Genomic DNA, 22,834 nt, shown 5'->3' on the forward strand with positions numbered 1-22,834 from the left:
CTCTGCCTTGCGCCCTGTACAACCGCAAAACGCAGGCGCGGTTTGCGTGCGTGCAATGCGGCTTCGAGGAAAACGCCGATGTGGTCGGCGCACTGAAAGGGAGGGGAGGATGTCAATGCGCCTGGAGATCAATAAATCTCATGGGGCTGAAAGGGCGTGCCTGACGGGGGGCGCCCGATAAGGGGTATATCGTACAAGGGAGTCGTCGTGGTGAAAGCAGCGCATGACCGATGAGGTGTCTGCCTGAAGCAGGCGTGCGAGTTGGAGCACTGTTGCGCGACCGCTGCATCGATATACTGAGGTGGCCGGTTGGCCGGCTGGTTCGTGTATTATGCTTACCGCTGTTTTTATATGGTAAAGCGAACAAGGCGCGCATATTGCGCGCAGGCTTTTGCTTACCGGGCAAACACTCATCATGACTGTCAAGCGCATCTTCCCTGCGCATTCCTCCGCATTTGGTATATCGGATCTCCGTGCAAGCCTGCGCGAGAACATCACGCTCATTCCGCCGCATCGCAGCTCGGCGCCTTCCTCGCGTCGGCCCTCGGTGCGTGCTCGCAAACAGGCTGCCAACGATGTCACGATCGACAATCCTTGCCTAAGCTGTGGCGCATGCTGTGCGCATTTCAGGGTGTCGTTTTATTGTGGCGAGGTGGCGGGAGAGAACGGCGGGACGGTGCCGCCGGAGCTTGTCACTGAGGTTGCGCCGCTGCGGGCCTGCATGAAGGGCACTGAATACGGCGGCCAGCGCTGCATTGCGTTGCGTGGTGAGCTGGGCCAGCCGGGTATTCATTGCGCCATTTACGAACAACGGCCATCGCCGTGCCGTGAGTTCCCGGCCTGGATGGACGATGGTACGCCGAATCCTGATTGCCAGCGTATGCGTAAAGCAATTGGCTTGCCGCCCCTGCCAGCGCGGGATCCGGGCGACGACGATCTGGTACCGCCCAATACGCCGCCGCAGGCGCCGCCGAGCCGGCGAGAAAAAGCGGCCTGAACCCATATCCAGAGACGGCGCGCTGCCTGACCTGTAAAGGTAGGCGTCGGCTGGCTGGAGGACCGCGCTGTTATACGAAAGCTGCCTCAAGCATGAAGGCGGGCGTTGGCCGGTTGCAAGATTGAGCCGTTTATACAAACGGCGCACTGTGCGAACGTTTGAGCGATCGGCACGCGCCGGGCCGCAAGGGCTTTGGGGTGCGGCGGATCAAGCTAGCCAGTGAAATAGGGGCGGCAACATGAGGCTGGCCCCCATCAGTACAAGTACCAGGCAACTGATGCGCCGCATGGCGGTGGGGGAAAGTCGGGGCGGATGCCGCTTGCCTGCGATGGTCGCCAGTGCCACGACGGGCAGGCAGATCAAGGTCAGTACCCATACGTCGGCGGTCATCTGGCCTTGGGCGCCCACGAAAAGGGTGCGCGCAAGCCCCAGTACGGCGTTGGCCAGGATGAGCTGGTCGCGGATCTCCGCCATGGGCATTGGCTGCCGATAGAGGTGAAAAATAAGCGGCGGCCCTGGTATGGCAAACATGCCGCCCAACAGCCCCCCGATTGCACCATATGTAACAAAACTGGCTTTGCTCGACACGCGAGGCAATGGTTCAGGTCGCCAGGCGAAGCTGATGCCGCCGTAGGCGATTACGGCGCCCAGTAAAAATTCGATCAGATCGGCTGCGGATTCGCTGAGGAATTCGAGGAGAAGAACGCCAAGTATGCTGGCGGGGATCATGCCGGCTAGCAACCGGCCGGTCAGGGCATAATCCAGCTTGCGGGTGCCGCGCAAGGCGATGCCGCTGCTTACAAACCCGACCAGGCTGACGACCGAGGCGATGGTTGCAATCGACGCGACGCCCAGGCCGCCCGACAAGCCCATGACGATCATGGACAGGCCAAAACCCGTTACCGTCTGGAAGTAGACGGAGACGATCATGATCAGGGTAAACAGAAGCAGGACGGGGATATCGGGAATCATGCGAGCCTGGTTGGCACAATCGGCGCAAGGGCCATTGTTGCATGAAAATGGAATAAAACGTACCGATATATAAAACTCAAGATGCGTTTGTGCTAAGGAGTCGCGATGGCGCCGTTATGGCGCCGCTAAGGCGCGCGGGGCTGGGTGCCCCGCGTCACGGTGCTTAGTGGATGCGCATGCCGGGCTGGGCGCCGGGCCAGGGTTCGAGTACGTAGATGCCGGGGTTGGATTTTTCGTCTGCGTGGCTGGCCGCCAGTACCATGCCTTCGGAAATGCCAAACCGCATCTTGCGTGGCGCCAGGTTGGCGACCAGTACCGTGAGCTTGCCTTTCAGGTCGCCAGGCTGATAGCTGGACTTGATGCCGGAAAACACTTGGCGATGGCGGCCTTCGCCGACGTCCAGGGTGAGTTTGAGGAGCTTGTCGGAGCCGTCCACTGGTTCGCATTCGACGATGCGGGCGATGCGCAAGTCGACCTTGGCAAAGTCTTTGATGTCGATTGTGTCGGCGATGGCCTCGCCACCAGGGGCGGGCAAGGCTGCTGCGGGCGGCTCGAACAGGTCGTCGAGCATGGTGGGTTCGACGCGCTGCATCAGGTGCTTGAAGGGCCCGATGTGGGAGGGCAGGACGCCCGCGTCGGACCACTGATATGTGCGCGATTCGCCAAAAAGCTCGGTGGCAACGCGTGCCGACAGCGCCGGCAGCACGGGCGCCAGCATGACTGTGAGTGCCCGGAAGCCAGCCAGAGCGCGCGAACAGATATTCTGCAAGCCGGCCTTTTGCTCGTCGCTGGCGCTGGAAATGCCTTTGGCCAGTATCCAGGGTTGGGCGGCGTCAAAGGCCTGGTTGATCTGGTCGGCGTGGGCCATCAGACGCCGGATGGCGCGGCCGTACTCGCGGCTCTCGAAGTCGTTGCGTACGTCATCGGTGACTTGCTGGAGCTCGGCGCTCAGGGCCTGTGTGTCGCCCACGTAGGCGAGCTCGCCGTTGAAGTGCTTGCTGATAAAACCCGCTGCTCGGCTGGCGATATTGACATATTTGCCGATCAGGTCGCTGTTGACGCGGGCAATGAAGTCGTCGGGGTTGAAGTCGACGTCTTCGACGTGAGCATTGAGCTTGGCGGCGATGTAATAGCGCAGCCATTCAGCGTTCATGCCGATTTCGAGATAGCGCAGCGGCGAGATGCCGGTGCCGCGGCTCTTGGACATTTTTTCGCCGCTGACAGTGATAAAGCCGTGCACGTGCAGGCCGTCCGGTGTTTTGCGGCCGGAGAACTTCAGCGTGGCGGGCCAGAACAGGGCGTGGAAGTAAACGATGTCTTTACCGATGAAGTGAATCTGCTCGGTGTCGCTTTCGGGGCTGAGCAGGGCGTCGAAATCGAGGCCTTGCTTGGCGCAGTACGCTTTGAGTGACGCCAGGTAGCCCACAGGCGCGTCGAGCCAGACATAGAAGTACTTGCCCGGCGCGTCGGGGATAGGAATGCCGAAGTATGGCTCGTCGCGCGAGATGTCCCAGTCGGCCAGATTGGCTTCGCCGTCTTCGCCGGCGCCCAGCCATTCTCGCGTTTTGGCCAGCACCTCAGGCTGCAAGTGCTTGTTGCCGCGGCGATTGGTGCCGGTGGTCCAGTTTTGCAGGAACTCGACGCAGCGTGGATCCGACAGCCGGAAGAAGAAATGCTCGGATGACTTCAGAACCGGGGTGGCACGGGTGAGCGTGGAGTAGGGTTCGATCAGATCTGTGGGGGTATACACTGCGCCGCAGACTTCGCAAGAATCGCCATATTGGTCTTTGGCGTGGCACCGCGGGCATTCGCCCTTGATGTAGCGATCGGGCAGGAACATGCCCTTGACCGGGTCGTAGAACTGCTCGATCGTGCGGCTGTAGATGAAGTCGGCGGCCTTGAGCTTGCGGTAGATATCTTGCGAAAGCTCGACGTTTTCGGGCGAATCGGTGCTGTGCCAATGGTCGAAGGCAATATGAAAGCCGTTGAGGTACTGAGGACGCTCGGCGGCATAGCGGGCCACCAGCGCCTGCGGCGTAATGTTCTCGCTTTCGGCCTTGAGCATGATGGGGGCGCCATGGGCGTCGTCGGCCCCCACGAAATGGACGGTGTGGCCCGACATTCGCATCGCGCGCACCCAGATATCGGCCTGGATGTATTCCATGATATGGCCGATGTGGAAAGAACCGTTGGCGTAGGGGAGTGCGGTGGTGACGAAAATCGTGCGCGACATGGTCGGAAGCGTGTCTCAGAAACGAGGGTTGGCGCAGAAGCGCAAAACATCGATTTTAGGGCTTTCACCAGGAAGGTGCTTGGCCAGCCAGGCTGGCGCTTCGCCGAGGCGTGGATAGCGGCCGCTTCATGCAAGTTTCGGACAAGAAGGAGGCAGCTCAACAGGCATGGCATGAAGAGGGACTGAAGAGGGACTGAAGAGGGACTGAAGAGGGACTGAAGAGGGACTGAAGAGGCTGCTGTCAGCCTCGGGCGGGCCGCAGCGGCGCGGCGCTGCCATGGCTACGCCATTGCGGAAAAAATCGTAAGCGATTGTAGACAGGGACGTATTATGACGGGCCTGAGTGCAATTGGGATGCGGCCGGGCAGCCGGGCCGCAAAGACCTGTTTTAGCGGATTTCGCGCATTTCGACGTCGGTGACGTCTTTGGGGTTGAACATATGCCCCGCCCGGCGTGGTGCCGCCTGGCGGCGTTGCTCCCAATAGGCGCGCGCGCCGAATGGCCGCCCTTTAATACGGGCGACCAAATACAGGATGCCCACGGCGATGGCCGTGGACACCATGAAAACGAAAGCCGCAACCATACTGAAAATGGCGAGCACGAAAAACAGGATGCCGCGGATAATCTGGTTAAATGTATTCATCGTACGTGATAGACCTTGCCGGCCGAAAATAATTCCCGGCGATCCGCTATTCTTGAGTCTTCAGTGTATTCTTCCTGAGAACTGCTGTCGACTTGGGGTTTAATGCCGGACGCGGATGCGTTGCGGAAGTGCATAATCTCAATGTACCCGCGCCGTACGCGCCGCACAACCGCGCAATGTCTTATGCGAAACGTATTGAAACCGCTTTGGCGCCGCGTCACGGCGCCCCGAAGGACCGAACCTACCATGCAGATCGTCAGCCACGCCGTCCAGCCGGGCCTGCGGCCCATGCCCAATATTCGCAATATTATTGCCGTCGCCTCGGGCAAAGGGGGCGTGGGCAAGAGTACAACGGCTGTCAACCTGGCGCTGGCGCTGTCGCGCCTGGGCGCGCGCACCGGCCTGCTCGACGCCGATATCTACGGGCCCAGCGTGCCTATTATGCTGGGCCTGTCCGGCAAGCCAGCCAGCAATGACGGTAAAACCATGGAGCCGCTGCAGGGCCACGGCCTGCAGGCCAATTCCATTGGTTTTCTCATCGACGAAGACGCGCCGGCCATCTGGCGCGGCCCCATGGTCACGCAGGCGCTGCAGCAGTTGCTGGGCCAGACCAACTGGAACGACCTGGATTTCCTGATTGTCGACATGCCGCCGGGTACGGGTGATATTGCACTCACTATGGCGCAGAAGGTGCCGCTCACCGGTGCGGTCATCGTTACCACGCCGCAGGATCTCGCTCTGGCGGACGCGCGCAAAGGGTTGCGCATGTTCCAGAAGGTGAATGTGCCAGTGTTGGGCGTGGTCGAGAACATGTCCGTGCACATCTGTAGCAATTGCGGGCACGCCGAGCCAATTTTCGGCGAACACGGTGGGCGTGACATGGCGGCTCAGTATGAGATCCCTTGGCTGGGTTCACTGCCGCTGCAGATGAGCATACGCGAACAGACGGATTCAGGCCGGCCGACGGTGGTGGCCGAGCCCGATGGCGAGGTGGCGCGCATCTATCTTGACGTGGCGGGCAAGCTGCTCGACATCGTGGCCAAACTGCCGCCCGATACCGCAGCCATGCGGCCCATGGTCGTGGCGCGCAAGACCTGACGGGCCAATGCGCAGGGGGGCCGCAACTGTTTTCTGGTTTCTGGCCGGGCTGAGCCTGTCGGCGGCCGCTGCCGAGCGCCCGGAAGTCATCATTGACCCTGGCGGGGTGCCGCCGCAGGCGCTTACGGCCATCAACGGCGCAGTCGAAGCCATTACCCGACTGGCCGAAGACCAAGACGGCGGCGAGGTGACGCGCCTGCGCCGTCGGGCGCATGATGCGACCGTATCGGCGCTTGAAACCCAAGGGTATTTTTCTCCGGTGGTTACGCTAGAGGTCGGCGAGGATATCGGCGGTGAAACCTGGGACATCACGATCGAGCCGGGGTTGCGCACCGAGGTCGAGTCCGTGCAACTGGACTTCAAGGGTCAGATCACGCAGCCGCGTTTTGAAGCCCGGCTCATCGGGCTGCGTCGCGACTGGCCCCTGCGCGAGGGCATGCCGTTCATCAACAAATCCTGGGGCACCGCCAAAGAGAATCTGCTGGACGGCGTCAGCCGCAAGGATTTCTACTTTGCCCGTTATGTGTCGACGCAGGCTACCGTGGATGCCGATCGGGCCAAGGCCAGGCTGCATGCCGAGGTCGATAGCGGCCCCCGAGCCGTGCTGGGGCCCATGACTATTACCGGGCTCAAGCGTGTGCCGCCGCGTTTGATTCGGCGTTATGTGGTGTACGAGCCAGGCGACGCATACGACCAGGACAAGCTCGACGACTGGCAGCAATCCTTGCAGACGACGTCGTTTTTTCGTGGCGCGTTTGTGACGCTGAATGCGGATCAGTCGGCGCAGCGGGTGCTGGAGGATGGCTCTGTTGAGCTGCCGGTGCGCGTGGATGTGACCGAAGCGCCGGCACGGCGTTTCACGACTTCGATCGGTGCGGACAGCGACCACGGCATCCGCGTGGAGGGCTTATATCGGCAGAACGTGGTGTTCGGCCAGCCCGTGTGGATTGAAACCGGTGCCGGCGTCGACAAAGACAGGCAGCGCGTGTTTTTTGACGTGCACCTGCCGCCTAGCCGGCGCGGCCATCAGGACAGTGTTGGCGTGTTGTACGAACACTCCGATATCGAAGGTTTGGACAACAGCCGCGTGGGCTTGGGTTTCAAGCGCAGTACGCAATGGGCGGCAGGCGGCGGCAGCAGGGTGGATTACGAGTCCGAATGGGGCGCTGTCGCGGCCTACGACAAGACGCGCATCAGCGGCGCCTCGGAGTTTGAAGTGCCCTCTCTGACGGGGACGTACCGAATCCTGCGCCGCGATGTTGACAAGAAATATGATCCCCGCGAAGGCAATCTCATTGAGCTGGGTGTGGGTCTGGGCGTTACGCTGGACCGCGGCGAGCGGTTTTCCCGTGCGGGGCTGCGGGCACAGAAATGGTGGCCGGTGGGGCGCCGCGACGTGGTCACGCTGCGTGGCGAGGTGGGCAAGGTCTGGACACAGACCGATCGGCTGCCGCAGGATTTCGGTTACCGCACCGGTGGCGCGCGTACGATACGCGGTTATCGCTACCTCAGCATTGGCGAGCAACGCGGCGATGCTGTGATCGGGGCCAATGCGCTGGCCGTGGCCAGCGTCGAGTACACCCACTATTTCACTGATACGCTGGGTATGAATCTGTTTATCGACGCGGGTGATGCCGCGGCGTCTTTTGGCGCTATGGATTGGCATGTGGGCGTGGGTACGGGGCTGGCGGTGCGCACGCCGGCAGGCCCGTTTTTTGTCGATCTGGCCTATGGGCAGCGCGATAAGAAACTGCGCCTGCATTTTTCTCTGGGTATTGCGTTTTGATCCGATTCCGTCGCTGGCTGCGTTCCATCCTGCGCTCAGTTCTGATCTGGGCGGGCCCCGTCCTTGTTATTCTGCTGGCCGTGGTGCTGGGGTTTCTCTACTGGACGCTGGCAACACCGGCTGGTACGCGCTGGGCGTTGGTGACGGCGGCCCGCGAGCTGAATGTCGAGATCCAAGGCATATCGGGGTCGGTATGGCATGGGCTGCAGGTCGGCCAGCTTGACGTGCCGCTGCCAGATCAGGGGCATGTGCATCTGGAAAGTGTTCAACTGCGTGGCGTGTGGCGGGAACTGCTCGACCATCGCGTGCATGTGTCGGCGCTGTCGGCGGCGGTGTTGCGGATCAACCTCCCAGCGGCGGGCGATGAGCCTGTGGACAGGCAGCCATTTGCCGTGCCGAAGTTGCCGCTGGGCATTGCGGTTGATCGGCTGGCGGCTGACAAGGTTGAGATTTGGCGCGACGGCGCCCGCCTGCCCATCGACCTGGATAATTTGGTGACGTCGGTTTATTTGGACGAGCAGGGCGGCCGTCTTGGCATCCAGAGCGCCGAGGTCGGCAATGCCGACATGCACGCGCAGTTCGAGGGCGAGGCGCGGCTGACACAACTGAGCGAACCATGGCCGTTTTCGATTTCGCTGACGACGCAGGCGAGGGGGCTTACTCCTGCATCACCGTTGTGCGCACGCAATTATTTGTCGACGCTGCCCGGCGATACGCAAAACTGCGACGTGACGATCGATGTGCAGGCTGCTGGAAACCTGGATGCGGCGGATGTGGCGCTGACCGGCGTTGGCCAGGGGGTGTCGCTGGATGCCAAGGCGGCCTTGACGCCGCGCGGGGTATTTCCACTCAGGGATGCGTCTGTTTCGCTGGCGTTGGCGGATGGATCGTCGCTGAATGCAAAGGCGAGCTGGCGCGCCGAGGGCGGCGAGGGTGCGCAGGCGCGCGACCGGCTGGTTGGCGAGCTTCGGGCCAATAAGCTCAATGTGGGGCGGCTGGCAGGCGGGAAGATTCCGGATGCGGTGCTCAGTATGGCCAGCGAGTTCGATATCCAACTGACGGGACGCCGGGACGTGGCGCAGGCCGCGCTCAAAATGGCGTTCGAGAAAGGTTCATCATGGAATGGTCAGCCACTGGCTGGGCATTTCAACGCCGAGATCGTCAACCGAACCGGCGCGGGCCAACAGTCGGCTGCTCAACCGAGCACGGCCGGGCAGCAAGCAGGGGCGAAGCAGCAGGCAGAGGCGACGCAGCAGGCAGAGGCGAAGCAGCAAGCAGACGTGAAGCAGCAGGCAGAGGCGAAGCAGCAGGCAGAGGCGAAGCAGCAGGCAGGGGCGACGCAGCAGGCAGGGGCGACGCAGCAGGCAGGGGCGACGCAGCAGGCAGGGGCGACGCAGCAGGCAGGCATGAAGCAGCAAGGCGAGGCCGCCGGGCAACTCGCGCAGGCGGGGCCTGACACGGTGCCGTCCCCGCCCTGGCGCTGGCAGAATCTGGCGCTGGCGGCGATCGATATGGATGTGACGCTGGGCAGCAACCGGCTGCTCGCCAAAGGCGCGCTGGGTGATGCTGACAGCAAGGTAACGCTGGACCTGAAGGCGCCCCGGCTGGCTGATTTCTGGAAGGGTCTGGGCGGCGGCGCGTCGCTGGGGGGTGAATTGGCCGGCACACTGGCAGATCATCGTGCCGACCTCAACGCCCGCTACACACCGTCCAAGGCCGACCCCAAGCGGCTGGGTGCGGCGCCCATGGAGGTACACGTTGTTTTGAATGGGGGCTGGGGTAAAGGCCCTGACGGCCAGCAGCCCGAGGGTTGGCGCGGCACGGTGCGCACGTTGGACGCATCGCATGCCGGGTTGTCGATCCGCAGCGAGGCGCCAGCGGCGATCACTCTGCTTCCGGGAGCCGTGGCGCCTGCCTGGCAATGGCTGGTCGGCACAACGAAGTTGGCGCTGTCCATGGACGGCCGGCCGTTGGTGACGTTGTCGCATGCCGAATCGCGCGGCGGTGCCGGCCGTTGGGAAACCCGCGGCAAGGTAGACCGCCTGCTGGTATCGGCTGGCCGCATCGATCTCATCCGCCGCAAGCTGGGGATGCCTGTGCCCGAGGAGACAGCGAAGGGGGGCGTGAAAGTGCGCGGCGAAGCCAGCCGCGAAGATACTGACCTGGCTCTGGCCATGGACTGGAACCTGCGTTTCACCGGTGTGTTGGAAGGCGAGGTCCATATCGAGCGTATCAGCGGCGATGTGATCGTGCCCGCCGAACCCGCATTTCCGCTCGGCCTGCAGACCCTCGGGCTGGATCTGCGCATTCGCCGCGCGGGCACGACGACCAGCACTGTTTCCGCAGACCTTCGTCTGGCGACGCGCGAGCGCGGCCAACTGACTGCCCAGGCCTCCACGCCGCTGCATGCTGATGGCATGCGCCTGTACTTGAACCCCAAAGACCGCAAGAACGTCAAGCTCGCCGCCAGTATTGATGACTTGGGCTGGTTGAGCCTGTTCACCGGTGACGCCATGTCTTTTGGCGGCCGGATGCGGGCCAATCTGGAGCTCAACAGCCGCCCCGACGAGACCTGGTCGAGCGCCGGCACAATCGAAGGCCGCGAACTGCGCATTGTCCGCATAGACGACGGCGTGCGCCTGCTTGACGGCACCTTGTCCGCCCATGTCCGCGACAACCGCCTGATCCTGGACAAGCTGACCTTCCCCGCTCGTCTGCGTGCCAAGCCCAAGGAATGGCGTACGGCCGAATGGATTACCGCCAATCCCGATGCGCAGGGCGGCTACCTGACGTTGAGCGGCGAGTGGGATATTTTTGCTTCGACGGGCGTGATCGACGCTGAGTTGTACCGCTATCCCATCCTGCAGCGTGCCGACCGCTACGCCATGGTGACGGGAAAGCTGCGTATGGCGGCCGAACTGCCAAAGCTGGCCATCACAGGCTCGGTGGTGGCGGATGCCGGTTGGGTGGATCTCGATATTCTGGGTGGGGTTCCGACGATCGATGGCGATGTGGTCGTGCTGCGCGGCGGTGAAAAGCCGCATGCGCCTGCTTCGCCCGTCGATATATCGCTGGATCTCGACATCGATCTGGGCCCGCGGTTTTACCTGACGGGCTATGGGGTGAACTCCGGCCTGGTGGGCAAGATGCACATCACGATGGCTGGTGGCAAGTTGACAGGCATTGGCCAGTTGCGCACCCGGGGGGGCTCTATCGATACCTATGGCCAGCATTTGCAGCTGCGCCGGGGAACGGTAACCTTCCAGGGCGATATCACCAGCCCGGTGCTGGATATCGAGGCATTGCGCACGGGCCTGGCCGTGGAGGCGGGGGTGCGGGTGGCGGGAACGGCCAAGCGGCCGCGCATCGACCTCATTTCCTACCCGGCCGTCAGCGAGATCGAAAAGCTTTCTTGGCTGCTGCTGGGCCATGGGCCGGATGATTCGGGCGGCGGCGACGTGGCACTGCTGTTTTCGGTGGGCACGTCCTTCCTGGGCGACGGCGAACCGTTCTACCGAAAATTCGGTGTCGATGAGGTTTCTATGCGGTCGGGCGAGCTGGGCGGCGCGGGCAGCATTTTACCGGCGGAAAGCGTCGTGCGCGGGACGGACAATGTCAGCAATATCGAGCGCCGGTTCGTGCAGGTCAGCAAAGGGTTGACCGAAAAGGTAACGCTCAGCCTGCGCCAGGCGCTGTCGGACACCGGCACGGTGGCGCACCTGAGCTATAGCCTGTCGCGGCGCCTGACTGCAGAACTGAGTGTGGGTACCGTGAGCGGCCTGGCGCTGGTGTACCGATGGTTCTCGCGGGAGTAAGCGGCGGAGTCGGCCGGCGGTGGCGCCGGGGATGTGCGGGACGGTTGCGCGACGGCCTGCAGCGTGGTTTTTGCGCAACCCCCGGCAACCGGACGCGCAGCGGGTGACACCCTGTCGCACCCCGCTTGTCCGCAGGGGCTAAAATACGCGCCAACATTATTTTGGGTAGTGCTATGACCATCAAAAACGACCGTTGGATCCGGCAGGCAGCAGAGCAGGGTATGATAGAACCGTTCGCGGCCGATCAGGTGAGGACGGTTGACGGCAAACGTATCGTCAGCTACGGCACCAGCAGTTATGGCTATGATGTGCGCTGCGCCGACGAATTCAAGATATTCACGAATATCAATTCCACGATTGTCGACCCCAAGGCCTTTGACGAGAAATCATTTGTCGATTTCAAGGGCGATGTTTGCATCATTCCGCCCAATTCATTCGCGCTCGCCCGCACGGTCGAGTATTTCCGCATTCCGCGCAGTGTGCTCACCATTTGCCTGGGCAAGAGCACCTATGCGCGCTGCGGCATTATCGTCAACGTCACGCCGCTCGAACCCGAATGGGAGGGCCACGTTACGCTCGAATTCTCCAACACGACGCCCTTGCCCGCCAAGATCTATGCGGGTGAAGGCTGCGCACAAATGCTGTTTCTGGAAAGCGACGAGGTCTGCGAAACCTCGTATCGTGATCGGGGCGGCAAGTACCAGGGGCAAACCGGCGTGACCCTGCCTCGCACCTAGCAGGGACATTGTTTAAACCGCACGCCGCGCGTGTTCGCGCGGCACGGAGCTATTGATGAAATTCCGTTTCCCCATCGTCATCATCGACGAAGACTACCGCTCGGAAAATGCCTCGGGCCTGGGCATCCGGGCGCTGGCCGCCGCCATCGAGGCCGAAGGGGTCGAGGTGCTGGGCGTCACCAGCTATGGCGACCTGAGTTCGTTTGCCCAGCAGCAAAGCCGCGCCAGCGCGTTCATTCTATCGATCGACGATGAGGAGTTCGTGGTGGCCTCGCCGGAAGACGTGGCCAATGCCATCAAGAACCTGCGTGCGTTCATCGGCGAGCTGCGCTTTCGCAACGCCGAGATACCTATTTATTTGTACGGCGAAACCCGCACCTCGCAGCATATCCCCAACGATATCCTGCGCGAGCTGCATGGCTTCATTCACATGTTCGAGGATACGCCCGAGTTCGTGGCGCGCCACATCATCCGCGAGGCGCGCGCCTATCTGGACGGGCTGGCGCCGCCGTTCTTCCGCGAGCTGGTCAAGTACGCGTCCGATGGCTCGTATTCCTGGCACTGTCCGGGGCACTCAGGGGGCGTGGCGTTCCTGAAGAGCCCGGTGGGGCAGATGTTTCACCAGTTCTTTGGCGAGAACATGCTGCGCGCCGACGTCTGTAACGCGGTGGACGAGCTGGGCCAACTGCTGGACCATACCGGCCCCGTGGCCGAATCCGAGCGCAACGCGGCGCGTATTTTCCACGCCGATCATTGCTTCTTTGTCACCAACGGTACGTCCACGTCCAACAAAATCGTGTGGCACGCCCACGTGGCTTCGGATGACGTGGTTGTGGTTGACCGCAACTGCCATAAGTCGATTCTCCATGCCATTACGATGACGGGCGCGGTGCCGGTGTTTCTGCGCCCCACGCGCAATCACCTGGGCATCATCGGGCCCATTCCGCTGGAAGAGTTCGAGCCCGAGAACATCAAGAAGAAAATCGAGGCGAACCCCTTTGCCCGCAACATCAAGGACAAGCGCCCGCGCATTCTTACGCTTACGCAGAGCACGTACGACGGGGTGATCTACAACGTCGAGATGATCAAGGAAAAATTGGGCTCGTCCATCGATACGCTGCACTTCGACGAGGCCTGGCTGCCGCATGCTTCGTTCCACGAGTTCTACCACGACATGCATGCCATCGGCGAGAACCGGCCGCGCCCCAAAGATGCAATGATCTTTGCCACGCACTCCACGCACAAGTTGCTGGCGGGGCTGTCGCAGGCGTCGCAGATCACGGTGCAAGACTCCGAAACGCGCCAGCTCGACCAAAACGTGTTCAACGAAGCCTACTTGATGCACACGTCCACGTCGCCCCAGTACGCCATTATTGCGTCTTGCGACGTGGCTGCGGCGATGATGGAGCCGCCGGGCGGCACGGCGCTGGTAGAAGAAAGCATCAGCGAAGCCATGGATTTCCGCCGCGCGATGCGCAAGGTGGAATCCGAGTTTGGCAAGAACGACTGGTGGTTCAAGGTGTGGGGCCCCAACCGCCTGGTGTCCGATGGCATCGGCGAGCGCGACGACTGGTTGCTGCGCTCGGGCGACAAGTGGCACGGCTTCGGCGACCTGGCTGAGGGCTTCAATATGCTTGATCCCATCAAGGCCACGATTGTGACGCCGGGGCTCGATATTGAAGGTACGTTTGCAGACACGGGCATCCCCGCCGCGCTGGTTTCAAAGTACTTGGCCGAACATGGTGTGGTCATCGAGAAAACAGGGCTGTATTCGTTTTTCATCCTGTTCACGATCGGCATTACCAAGGGCCGCTGGAACACGCTGCTGACGGCGCTGCAGCAATTCAAGGACGATTACGACCGCAACCAGCCTATGTGGCGCATTCTGCCGGACTTCTGCAAAGAGCACCGCCAGTACGAGCGAATGGGCCTGCGCGACCTGTGCCAGCAGATCCACGAGGCCTACCGCAAGTACGACCTGGCGCGCCTGACGACCGAGGTCTATCTGAGCGACATGGTGCCTGCCATGAAGCCGTCCGATGCCTACGCCAAGATGGCGCACCGCGACGCCGAGCGCGTCAGCATTGACGACCTGGAAGGGCGCGTGACGGGCGTGCTGCTCACGCCTTACCCGCCGGGCATCCCGCTGCTGATCCCGGGCGAGCGCTTCAACCAGCGCATCGTTCACTACCTGCAGTTCGCGCGCGAGTTCAACGCCAAGTTTCCGGGTTTCGAGACCTATGTGCATGGCCTGGCGCAAGACGTGGGGCCTGACGGCGAAGAACGCTACTACGTTGACTGCATCAAGGAATAGGGCGGGGCGCCAGGCGCCCGGCGTTTTCGCGTGAAGTCCGGTGTCTTTGATGTTGCGGTGATCGGAGCGGGAGCGGCCGGAATGATGGCCGCCGCCGCTGCCGGGCAGCGCGGGCTGCGCGTGGTGCTGGTTGACCATGCAGAGCGACTGGCCGAGAAGATCCGCATATCGGGCGGCGGGCGCTGCAACTTCACCAATATCGGCGCAGGTCCCGCCAATTTCATTTCCCGGAACCCCAATTTCTGCCGTTCGGCGCTGGCCGGCTATACGCCGCGCGACTTCCTCGATCTGGTCGAACGCCACGGTATAGCCTGGCACGAAAAGCACAAGGGCCAGTTATTCTGCGATGAATCCAGCGAAGACATCATCGCCATGCTGCGCGCGGAGTGCGGCGATGGGCGCGTGCAATGGCGCATGCCCTGCACAGTGCGCGCCATCTATCGCCAGACAAGCGGCGGCGCGGGCATTCCTGAGGACGACCTGTTCGCCCTGGAAACCAGTACCGGCGAGATCGTCGCGCATCAGCTTGTGCTGGCCACGGGCGGCATGGCCATCCCGCAACTGGGGGCGACTGATTTCGCCCTGGGCATCGCCCGCCAATTCGGCTTGAAGGTCATCGAGCCGCGGCCGGCGCTGGTACCGCTTACCTTTGATGCCGAAAGCTGGAAGCCTTTCGCCGCGCTAAGCGGCGTTGCACTCGAAGCACAGGTCGCCACGCCGTCCGACGTGGGTCGCAAAGGCACCATGGCTTTCCTGGAAGACCTGCTGTTCACCCACCGAGGCCTGTCGGGCCCGGCCATCCTGCAGATATCGAGCTATTGGGATCCGTCCCGGCCGCTGACCCTGAATCTGGCCCCCGGCCAGGACCTGGAGCAGGCGCTGCTCGCCGCCAAGCCCGGCAACCGCCAGCACCTCGCTACCGTACTTGCCGGTCTAATGCCCAAGCGTCTCGCCGACGCTTGGCTGGAAAATGCTGCGACGCTCGTCTCATCTGGGCCGGCCGGCACCACATCCCCTTCCACCTCCTCAAGTACCCATGCCGTATCAGCGCGTGCTGCGGCCCAGCCATTGGCCACCCTGGCCGAGATGCGCTTGGCCGACGTGCCCGACAAGATACTGCGCCGCCTCGCGCACGACATCCACGGCTGGACCCTGGTGCCCTCGGGTACCGCGGGTTACAAGAAGGCCGAAGTCATGCGCGGCGGGGTAGACACCCGATGCCTGAACCAGAAGACCATGGAAGCGCGCGACATCCCTGGCCTCTACTTCATCGGCGAAGCTGTCGACGTCACCGGCTGGCTGGGTGGCTACAACTTCCAGTGGGCCTGGGCCTCCGGCACCGCCTGCGGCCGGGCGTTGAAACCGTATTGACGCACATCGCGTGCTTCGCCAGATAAGACGCGGCATCGACTCGGCCTTGAAATGCTTACTGGCGCGAATGCGCCGGCGCTTCTTGTGCTTTCTGATCCAGAAAAACAACGATTGATTGCTGGCGCAAGGCTGGAAAATCTCGGCAAGGGATCGTCCGGCGCGGTAATGGTAAATCTGGAAATCATGGCTGGCGTTGTGTAAAGCCGGCGTAGGGGCGGGCCAGCGGCAAATTCCGTTTGTGGGCGGTATTCTTTCGGGTTATGCTTTCGCTTTGCTGTTTATGCACAGGGTGGGAGAGCGTCATCCTCCGACCGCCGAAGGCGCAATTCGCCCAGAATCGCTCAGGCACCCCGTACCGCCCCCGTGCCCGCTGCCGCGTGCTTCAGCCGCATAGCAGACAGCATTCTGGAGAGACCCTCCCGCATGCTTGCGGAACCGGGCGCCGAAGGGGAACCCCGCAAAAAGGGCCAACTCTCAGGCAAAAGGACAGAAGGGCGAAGCCAGCCGGCCGCAAGCCGGCATGCATCGTTTTTCGCACAACGCCAGAGGCCCTATGTCCGCATCCGCCAAGCACACTCCCTTGCATTCCCTGCACCTGAACGCCAATGCCAAAATGGTTGATTTCGGCGGCTGGGACATGCCGCTCTCCTACGGTTCGCAGATCGAAGAACACCACGCGGTGCGCCGTGAAGCCGGCATGTTCGATGTGTCTCATATGCTCAATGTCGATATCAAGGGCCCCGGTGCGCGTGCTTATCTGTCGCGCCTGCTGGCCAACGACGTCGCTAAGCTCACGGTGCCCGGCAAGGCCTTGTACAGCTGCATGCTGAACCCCGCTGGCGGGGTGATCGACGATCTGATCGTCTATTTTTTTGACGACAACACCTGGCGCGCCGTGGTCAACGCGGGCACGGCCGACAAGGACGTAGCCTGGATGCAGAAGATCGCACAAGACGAAGGTTTTGATGTGGCCATCACGCCGCGCCGCGATCTGGCCATGGTTGCCGTGCAGGGCCCGCAGGCCCGTGCCCGCGTCTGGGCCGCCCGGCCCGCTTGGCAGGCTGCGTCCGAGCCGCTCAAGCCGTTCAACGGTGCATCGGTGGGTGGCGACACGCTGGTGGCCCGTACGGGCTATACGGGCGAAGATGGCTTCGAGATTGTGCTGCCGGCTGCTGAGGTCGAGGCGCTCTGGCAGGATCTGGCCGCGCAGGGCGTGAAGCCTTGCGGCCTGGGTGCGCGCGATACGCTGCGCCTGGAAGCTGGCATGAATCTGTATGGCCAGGAAATGCACGAAGACATCGATCCGCTGGTTTCGGGCCTGTCGTGGACCGTGTCGTTCAAGGACGAGGGGCGCCGGTTCATCGGCCGCGACGCCCTGGAGGCTGTCAAGGCAGACCGCAACCTGGTGGGCCTGAAGCTTAAGGAGCGCGGCGTGATGCGCGGCCACATGAAAGTGCGCACCGCCCACGGCGAAGGCGAAGTAACCAGCGGCACGATGTCGCCCACCATGGGCGTTTCCATCGGCATGGCGCGCGTGCCCGCCGCCGTGCAGCCGGGCGATGCGGTCGATATCGAGATTCGCGGCAAATGGATCCCCGCCGAAGTGGTAAAAATGCCTTTCGTGCGCAATGGCGCCGTCGTTGCCTGATGCGCGCGCACCCGTGTCGTAGGGTGTCGCGTAATCTTTCATCAATCACACAATCGTTCGTCAAGAACACACTTTTCACTATCCGGGGTTAAAACATGAATCTTCCCAATGATCGCAAATACACGGCCTCGCACGAGTGGGTGAAGGCCGAGGGCGACCTGTTTGCCGTGGGCATCACCGACAACGCGCAGGATCAACTGGGCGATCTGGTCTACGTGGGCGACTTTAACGTTGGCGCCAAGCTGGCAGCCGGCGATACGGCCGGCGTCGTCGAGTCCGTCAAAGCGGCCTCCGACATCTATGCCCCGGTGGCCGGTGAAATCGTTGCCTTCAACGAGGCCCTGAATGACGCGCCCAATCTGATCAACGAGGCGGCCTACGACAACTGGATCTTCAAGATCAGGCCCGCCAACCCCGCCGATATGGACGGCCTGCTCGACGCAGCCGGCTATCAGGCTTCGGTCGACGCTGGCTGATTGCGGTGTGGCGGCGCCAAGACCATTGGCCGGGCGCCGCACCACGTGGCCTTGCCATTCGCCTGCCGTGTATGTGTCCAACTGGCGCCCGTTTGTGCGAGCGATCGCCGCAGTGTCAGCCTTTGCCAGCCCGGCTTTTACGGCCTGGGGCCGTGCTTCCCAAGTCTTTTTTCTTCGAATAGACGATCATGCTGCGTGACGTAGATACTCATTCCGATTTCATCCCCCGCCATATCGGCCCGGGGGCCGAAGACCGCGCCGCCATGCTGGCGGCGATCGGCGCGGCTGACCTGCACAGCCTGGTGGCCGAGGTTGTGCCCGCCAGTATTCTGGAGCGTGGCGCCCTCAAGCTCCCCGCCGCGCGCAGCGAGTTCGAGGCACTGGCCGGGCTGCGCGAGATCGCTGGCCGCAACAAGGTGTTCCGCAGCTATATCGGGCAGGGCTACTACGGCACGCATGTACCTAACGTCATTTTGCGCAATATTCTCGAGAATCCTGCCTGGTACACGGCTTATACGCCTTACCAGCCCGAGATATCACAGGGGCGCCTGGAGGCGCTGCTGAATTTCCAGACCATGGTCGCCGACCTGACCGGGCTGGACATTGCCAACGCGTCGTTGCTGGATGAAGGCACGGCGGCGGCCGAAGCCATGGCGCTGGCGCGCCGCGGTGCACGCGCCAAGAGCAATGTGTTTTTTGTGTCGCTGCACGTCCACCCCCAGACCCTGGAAGTAGTGCGCACGCGCGCCGAAGGCCTGGACATCGAGGTGCATGTGGGCGACGAGGCGCTGGGCTTGCCCGAGTGCTTTGGCGTGCTGCTGCAGTACCCGCACAGCCTGGGCGGTGTGTCCGACTACCGCGCGCTGGTCGAGAAGGCGCATGCGCAGGGCGCTGTGGTGGCGGTTGCCACCGATCTGCTGGCGCTTGCACTACTGACGCCGCCGGGCGAGTGGGGGGCGGATATTGCGGTGGGCTCGGCCCAGCGCTTTGGCGTACCCTTCGGCTTCGGCGGCCCGCACGCAGGCTTCATGGCCTGCCGTGACGCCTATAAGCGCAACCTGCCAGGCCGCCTGGTGGGCGTGTCGCGCGACAGCCAGGGTTCACCCGCGCTGCGTTTGGCGCTGCAGACGCGCGAGCAGCACATCCGCCGCGAGAAGGCAACGTCCAACATCTGCACCGCGCAGGTGCTGCTGGCCGTGATGGCTGCTATGTATGCGGTGTGGCACGGCCCTGAAGGCATACGCCGCATTGCCAACCGTGTTGCGCTGCTTACGGGCGTCTTGCGCCGCGGCCTGCAAAGCCTGGGCGTGAAGGTAGCCAACAGCACGTATTTCGACACGCTGCTGCTGGATACCGGCGCGGCCACCGCTGGTATCGTCGCCGGTGCGCAAGCTGCGCACATCAACTTGCGCCGCGTGGATGGCGCGCGCCTGGCCGTTTCGCTTGATGAAACCGTGAGCGTGGCCGATCTGGACGCGTTGCTGGACGTGTTTGCCCGCGCGCTGGGCAAGGCCTGGGCTGGTGCCGAGGCAAACGGCCTGTTCGAGAGCGACGCAGCCGAGCAGGCGGTGGGCATCCCGGCCGATTTGCGCCGTGATTCGGCGATTCTGTCGCATCCTACCTTCTCGCGCATCCAGTCCGAAACCGATATGCTGCGCTATCTGCGCAGCCTGGCCGATAAAGACCTGGCGCTGGATCGCACCATGATCCCGTTGGGTTCGTGCACCATGAAGCTGAATGCCACGGCCGAGATGATCCCCATCACGTGGCCCGAGTTCAGCAATATTCACCCCTTTGCACCGGCCGAGCAGGTGCAGGGTTATGGCGAGCTGATTGGCCGTCTGTCCGACGCGCTGTGCGAGATCACGGGCTACGACCGCATCAGCCTGCAGCCCAACTCGGGCGCGCAGGGTGAGTATGCTGGCCTGCTGGCGATACGCGGCTATCACCGCGCCAATGGCCAGGGCCAGCGCAATGTCTGCCTGATCCCATCCTCGGCCCACGGCACCAACCCGGCGTCGGCGCAACTGGCCGGCATGGAGGTCGTAGTGGTGGCGTCGGATAATAACGGCAACGTTGACGTGGCGGATCTCAAGGCCAAGATCGGCAAGGTGGGCGACCGCCTGGCAGCGCTGATGATTACATATCCCTCCACACATGGTGTGTTCGAAACCGCTGTGAAGGAAATCTGCGCCCTGGTGCATGAGGCGGGCGGGCAGGTTTACATGGACGGCGCCAACATGAACGCCATGGTAGGGCTGGCCAAGCCGGGCAAATTCGGCGGCGACGTGTCGCATCTGAACCTGCACAAGACCTTCTGCATCCCGCACGGTGGCGGCGGGCCGGGCGTGGGCCCGGTGGCGGTGCGCGAGCACCTGGCGCCCTATCTGCCGGGCGTGGTCGGCGAAAGCGGCACGCTGCCGGCTGATGCCAAGGTGGGGCCAGTGTCGGCCGCGCCTTTCGGCTCTGCCAGCATTCTGCCGATTTCTTACATGTATATTGCGATGATGGGCAGCGAGGGGCTGCTTGCAGCAACCGAAACTGCAATCCTCAACGCCAACTACATCGCGGCGCGTCTGGCAAAGCATTATCCGATTCTCTACGCAGGCAAGAATGGCCGTGTGGCGCACGAGTGCATTCTGGATATCCGGCCCATCAAGGATGCCTGCGGTATCTCGGCTGAAGACATTGCCAAGCGCCTGATGGACTATGGCTTCCACGCGCCTACCATGAGCTTCCCAGTGCCGGGCACGCTGATGGTGGAGCCGACCGAGTCCGAAGGCAAGGCCGAGCTCGATCGCTTTATCGACGCTATGATCGCCATCCGCGGTGAAATTGCCGAGGTCGAACGTGGCGAGCAGGGTGCTGACGACAACGTGCTCACGAATGCGCCGCATACAGCGCAGATGCTGCTGGTGGCCGAGTGGAAGCACGGCTACAGCCGCGAACAGGCGGCATATCCGATGGCATCGCTGCGGGACGGCAAGTATTGGCCGCCGGTTTCGCGCGTCGATAATGCCTGGGGCGACCGCAACCTCGTCTGCGCCTGCCCGCCGATCGAGGCCTACGCGGAGATGGAAGCAGTCTGAGACCCGACGGGCGAGGCCAAAAAACGAAAGCCGGCAGTCCATTTTTATGGTCTACCGGCTTTTTTGCGCACGATGTGCTTACTGTTCACCGCTTGGCGCTTACACGCCGTGTGCATTTACTTGACGGTGGCGAGCACTTCTTTCAGTGTGCCGAAGATCTGCTCGATGTGCGCCTGTTCGATGATGAGCGGTGGGGAGATGGCGATGATGTCGCCGGTATAGCGCACCATGAGGCCACGGTCGAAGCACTTGCCGAACACTTCGGCTGCACGTGCCCCCGGGGCGCCCTCGCGCGGGGCTAGCTCGATGCCGGCGACTAGGCCCAGGTTGCGCACATCCAGCACGTGCGGCGCGTCTTCCAGCTTGTGGGCGGCGTCTTCAAATGCCTGTGACATGCCGCGGGCGCGCGCGAACAGGTTCTCGCTTTCGTAAATACCCAGTGTGGCCAGGATGGCCGCCGTGGCCAGTGGGTGCGCCGAATAGGTATAACCGTGGAAGAACTCAATGCCTGTTGCGCTTGCATTCACGATGGCGTCGTGCACGTTGCGCCGCACCGCCACGGCGCCCGCAGGCACCGCTGCATTGCTGATACCTTTGGCCATGGTGATGATGTCGGGTTTCACCCCGAAGAATTCGCTGGCTGTGGGTGCGCCAAGGCGGCCGTAACCGGTGATGACTTCGTCGAAAATCAGCAAGATGCCGTACTTCTCCGTGATGGCGCGCAGGCGTTCCAGATAGCCTTTGGGCGGCACCAGTACGCCGGTGGAGCCCGCCAGGGGCTCGACGATCACCGCGGCGATGGTGGAGGCGTCGTGCAGGGCCACGATCCGCTCCAACTCATCCGCAAAATGGGCCCCCCATTCTGGCTGGCCGCGCGAGTTGGCATTCTTGGACAAGTCATGCGTGTGAGGCAAGTGATCGACATGCGGCAGCAAGGCACCGGAGAAGGTCTTGCGGTTGGGCGAGATACCGCCCACCGAGATGCCGCCGAAGCCTACACCATGGTAGCCGCGCTCGCGACCGATGAGGCGAGTGCGCTGCCCTTCGCCTCGTGCGCGGTGATAGGCGAGCGCGATCTTGAGTGCGGTGTCCACTGATTCGGAACCAGAGTTGGTGAAGAAGATGCGGTCCATGCCCTCGGGCATCAGTTTCGCCACCGCCGACGCGGCGCGAAAGGAGTCGGTATGGCCGATCTGGAAGCTGGGCGCGTAGTCCAGCTCTTGCGTTTGGCGGGTGATGGCATCGGAGATCTCCTGCCGGCCATGCCCTGCGTTGACGCACCACAGGCCGGATGTGCCGTCCAGAACCTGCCGCCCGTCCGTAGCGGTGTAGTACATGCCTTTGGCCTTGGCAAGCAGGCGTGGATGTTCCTTGAACTGTCTGTTGGCAGTGAAGGGCATCCACAAATTGGACATGTCCGGGATATTTGCTTGACTGGTCATGCTTGCCTCGAAATAAGAGAACGGGAACGGCAATAAGAGAAAAAGATGAAAAAGAGAAAAATAGAAGATGAAAAAAGAGAAGCGCGAAGGGCGGTGTCTTGAAAAAGAACAGCCCTGAATGATGGATATTCTCGGATGGGCTTCCGCACAAATACATATACAGTGATACTGATTTTCCTCAACTGTACTGTTAATATTATTAAAACTGTATTG

General features: G+C 62.4%; 15 protein-coding genes, 1 pseudogene and 2 riboswitches. Of the genes and pseudogenes, 12 read left to right on the forward strand and 4 right to left on the reverse strand.

Annotated features, from left to right (window positions below; all coding sequences use genetic code 11):
- Positions 1-415 precede the first annotated feature (415 nt).
- Complete coding sequence (locus tag LOL23_RS10480) at positions 416-997, forward strand: YkgJ family cysteine cluster protein (protein ID WP_160981588.1); 582 nt, start codon at positions 416-418, stop codon at positions 995-997.
- A gap of 207 nt (positions 998-1,204) precedes the next feature.
- On the opposite strand, the gene LOL23_RS10485 is transcribed toward LOL23_RS10480, so the two are convergent.
- The 3 genes from LOL23_RS10485 to LOL23_RS10495 all read right to left on the reverse strand — a co-directional run bounded on the left by LOL23_RS10485 (position 1,205) and on the right by LOL23_RS10495 (position 4,845).
- On the reverse strand, positions 1,205-1,969 hold the full coding sequence (locus tag LOL23_RS10485) for a sulfite exporter TauE/SafE family protein (RefSeq protein WP_160981586.1): 765 nt from the start codon (positions 1,967-1,969) through the stop codon (positions 1,205-1,207).
- 163 nt (positions 1,970-2,132) lie between these two features.
- Complete coding sequence (gene metG, locus LOL23_RS10490; RefSeq protein WP_237173562.1) at positions 2,133-4,202, reverse strand: methionine--tRNA ligase; 2,070 nt, start codon at positions 4,200-4,202, stop codon at positions 2,133-2,135.
- Between the two features lie 388 nt (positions 4,203-4,590).
- Positions 4,591-4,845, reverse strand: a complete 255-nt coding sequence (locus LOL23_RS10495; RefSeq protein ID WP_160981574.1) for a hypothetical protein — start codon at positions 4,843-4,845, stop codon at positions 4,591-4,593.
- A 141-nt stretch (positions 4,846-4,986) separates the two neighbouring features.
- Here LOL23_RS10495 and apbC point away from each other — a divergent pair, with 141 nt between their 5' ends.
- From apbC to gcvP, 11 genes and pseudogenes are all read left to right on the forward strand, one after another.
- Complete coding sequence (gene apbC / locus LOL23_RS10500; RefSeq protein WP_160981572.1) at positions 4,987-5,943, forward strand: iron-sulfur cluster carrier protein ApbC; 957 nt, start codon at positions 4,987-4,989, stop codon at positions 5,941-5,943.
- Between the two features lie 7 nt (positions 5,944-5,950).
- Positions 5,951-7,729 (forward strand): autotransporter assembly complex protein TamA, encoded by a 1,779-nt coding sequence (locus tag LOL23_RS10505; RefSeq protein ID WP_160981570.1) that lies wholly within the window; start codon positions 5,951-5,953, stop codon positions 7,727-7,729.
- Between the two features lie 83 nt (positions 7,730-7,812).
- A pseudogene (locus LOL23_RS19190) lies at positions 7,813-8,244 on the forward strand (translocation/assembly module TamB domain-containing protein); the annotation flags it as partial.
- Positions 8,245-8,823: 579 nt separating this feature from the next.
- On the forward strand, positions 8,824-11,544 hold the full coding sequence (locus tag LOL23_RS19195; protein ID WP_500797216.1) for a translocation/assembly module TamB domain-containing protein: 2,721 nt from the start codon (positions 8,824-8,826) through the stop codon (positions 11,542-11,544).
- Between the two features lie 173 nt (positions 11,545-11,717).
- On the forward strand, positions 11,718-12,281 hold the full coding sequence (dcd, locus tag LOL23_RS10515; RefSeq protein WP_160981568.1) for a dCTP deaminase: 564 nt from the start codon (positions 11,718-11,720) through the stop codon (positions 12,279-12,281).
- A gap of 55 nt (positions 12,282-12,336) precedes the next feature.
- Positions 12,337-14,595 carry an arginine/lysine/ornithine decarboxylase gene (locus LOL23_RS10520; RefSeq protein ID WP_160981566.1) on the forward strand — a complete coding sequence of 753 codons (2,259 nt, stop codon included), beginning with the start codon at positions 12,337-12,339 and terminating at the stop codon, positions 14,593-14,595.
- Positions 14,596-14,625: 30 nt separating this feature from the next.
- Positions 14,626-15,966 (forward strand): BaiN/RdsA family NAD(P)/FAD-dependent oxidoreductase, encoded by a 1,341-nt coding sequence (locus LOL23_RS10525; RefSeq protein WP_369414115.1) that lies wholly within the window; start codon positions 14,626-14,628, stop codon positions 15,964-15,966.
- 51 nt (positions 15,967-16,017) lie between these two features.
- Positions 16,018-16,167, forward strand: a complete 150-nt coding sequence (locus tag LOL23_RS10530; RefSeq protein WP_160981564.1) for a hypothetical protein — start codon at positions 16,018-16,020, stop codon at positions 16,165-16,167.
- A 79-nt stretch (positions 16,168-16,246) separates the two neighbouring features.
- Positions 16,247-16,334: riboswitch (glycine riboswitch) on the forward strand.
- 27 nt (positions 16,335-16,361) lie between these two features.
- Positions 16,362-16,466, forward strand: a riboswitch (glycine riboswitch).
- Positions 16,467-16,519: 53 nt separating this feature from the next.
- Positions 16,520-17,614 (forward strand): glycine cleavage system aminomethyltransferase GcvT, encoded by a 1,095-nt coding sequence (gene gcvT, locus LOL23_RS10535; RefSeq protein ID WP_160981562.1) that lies wholly within the window; start codon positions 16,520-16,522, stop codon positions 17,612-17,614.
- 95 nt (positions 17,615-17,709) lie between these two features.
- Positions 17,710-18,090, forward strand: a complete 381-nt coding sequence (gcvH, locus tag LOL23_RS10540) for a glycine cleavage system protein GcvH (RefSeq protein WP_237173564.1) — start codon at positions 17,710-17,712, stop codon at positions 18,088-18,090.
- Between the two features lie 188 nt (positions 18,091-18,278).
- Positions 18,279-21,179, forward strand: coding sequence for an aminomethyl-transferring glycine dehydrogenase (gene gcvP, locus LOL23_RS10545; RefSeq protein WP_160981558.1), 2,901 nt, complete (start codon positions 18,279-18,281; stop codon positions 21,177-21,179).
- Positions 21,180-21,295: 116 nt separating this feature from the next.
- Here the strand turns inward: gcvP and aptA are convergent, their stop codons facing one another.
- On the reverse strand, positions 21,296-22,621 hold the full coding sequence (gene aptA / locus LOL23_RS10550) for an omega-aminotransferase AptA (RefSeq protein ID WP_237173565.1): 1,326 nt from the start codon (positions 22,619-22,621) through the stop codon (positions 21,296-21,298).
- Positions 22,622-22,834 lie beyond the last annotated feature (213 nt).

It is taken from the genome of Paracandidimonas lactea (genome assembly GCF_021653995.1).
Lineage (GTDB): Bacteria > Pseudomonadota > Gammaproteobacteria > Burkholderiales > Burkholderiaceae_B > Allopusillimonas > Allopusillimonas lactea.

Bases quoted from the DNA above. Each gene is read 5' to 3' on its own strand.
- LOL23_RS10520 (WP_160981566.1), top strand. From the start codon at position 12,337: ATGAAATTCCGTTTCCCCATCGTCATCATCGACGAAGACTACCGCTCG.
- dcd (WP_160981568.1), top strand. From the start codon at position 11,718: ATGACCATCAAAAACGACCGTTGGATCCGGCAGGCAGCAGAGCAGGGT.
- gcvP (WP_160981558.1), top strand. From the start codon at position 18,279: ATGCTGCGTGACGTAGATACTCATTCCGATTTCATCCCCCGCCATATC.
- LOL23_RS10495 (WP_160981574.1), bottom strand. From the start codon at position 4,845: ATGAATACATTTAACCAGATTATCCGCGGCATCCTGTTTTTCGTGCTC.
- LOL23_RS10485 (WP_160981586.1), bottom strand. From the start codon at position 1,969: ATGATTCCCGATATCCCCGTCCTGCTTCTGTTTACCCTGATCATGATC.
- LOL23_RS10480 (WP_160981588.1), top strand. From the start codon at position 416: ATGACTGTCAAGCGCATCTTCCCTGCGCATTCCTCCGCATTTGGTATA.
- LOL23_RS10505 (WP_160981570.1), top strand. From the start codon at position 5,951: ATGCGCAGGGGGGCCGCAACTGTTTTCTGGTTTCTGGCCGGGCTGAGC.
- aptA (WP_237173565.1), bottom strand. From the start codon at position 22,621: ATGACCAGTCAAGCAAATATCCCGGACATGTCCAATTTGTGGATGCCC.
- gcvT (WP_160981562.1), top strand. From the start codon at position 16,520: ATGTCCGCATCCGCCAAGCACACTCCCTTGCATTCCCTGCACCTGAAC.
- metG (WP_237173562.1), bottom strand. From the start codon at position 4,202: ATGTCGCGCACGATTTTCGTCACCACCGCACTCCCCTACGCCAACGGT.
- apbC (WP_160981572.1), top strand. From the start codon at position 4,987: ATGTACCCGCGCCGTACGCGCCGCACAACCGCGCAATGTCTTATGCGA.
- LOL23_RS19195 (WP_500797216.1), top strand. From the start codon at position 8,824: ATGGCGTTCGAGAAAGGTTCATCATGGAATGGTCAGCCACTGGCTGGG.
- gcvH (WP_237173564.1), top strand. From the start codon at position 17,710: ATGAATCTTCCCAATGATCGCAAATACACGGCCTCGCACGAGTGGGTG.
- LOL23_RS10530 (WP_160981564.1), top strand. From the start codon at position 16,018: ATGCTTACTGGCGCGAATGCGCCGGCGCTTCTTGTGCTTTCTGATCCA.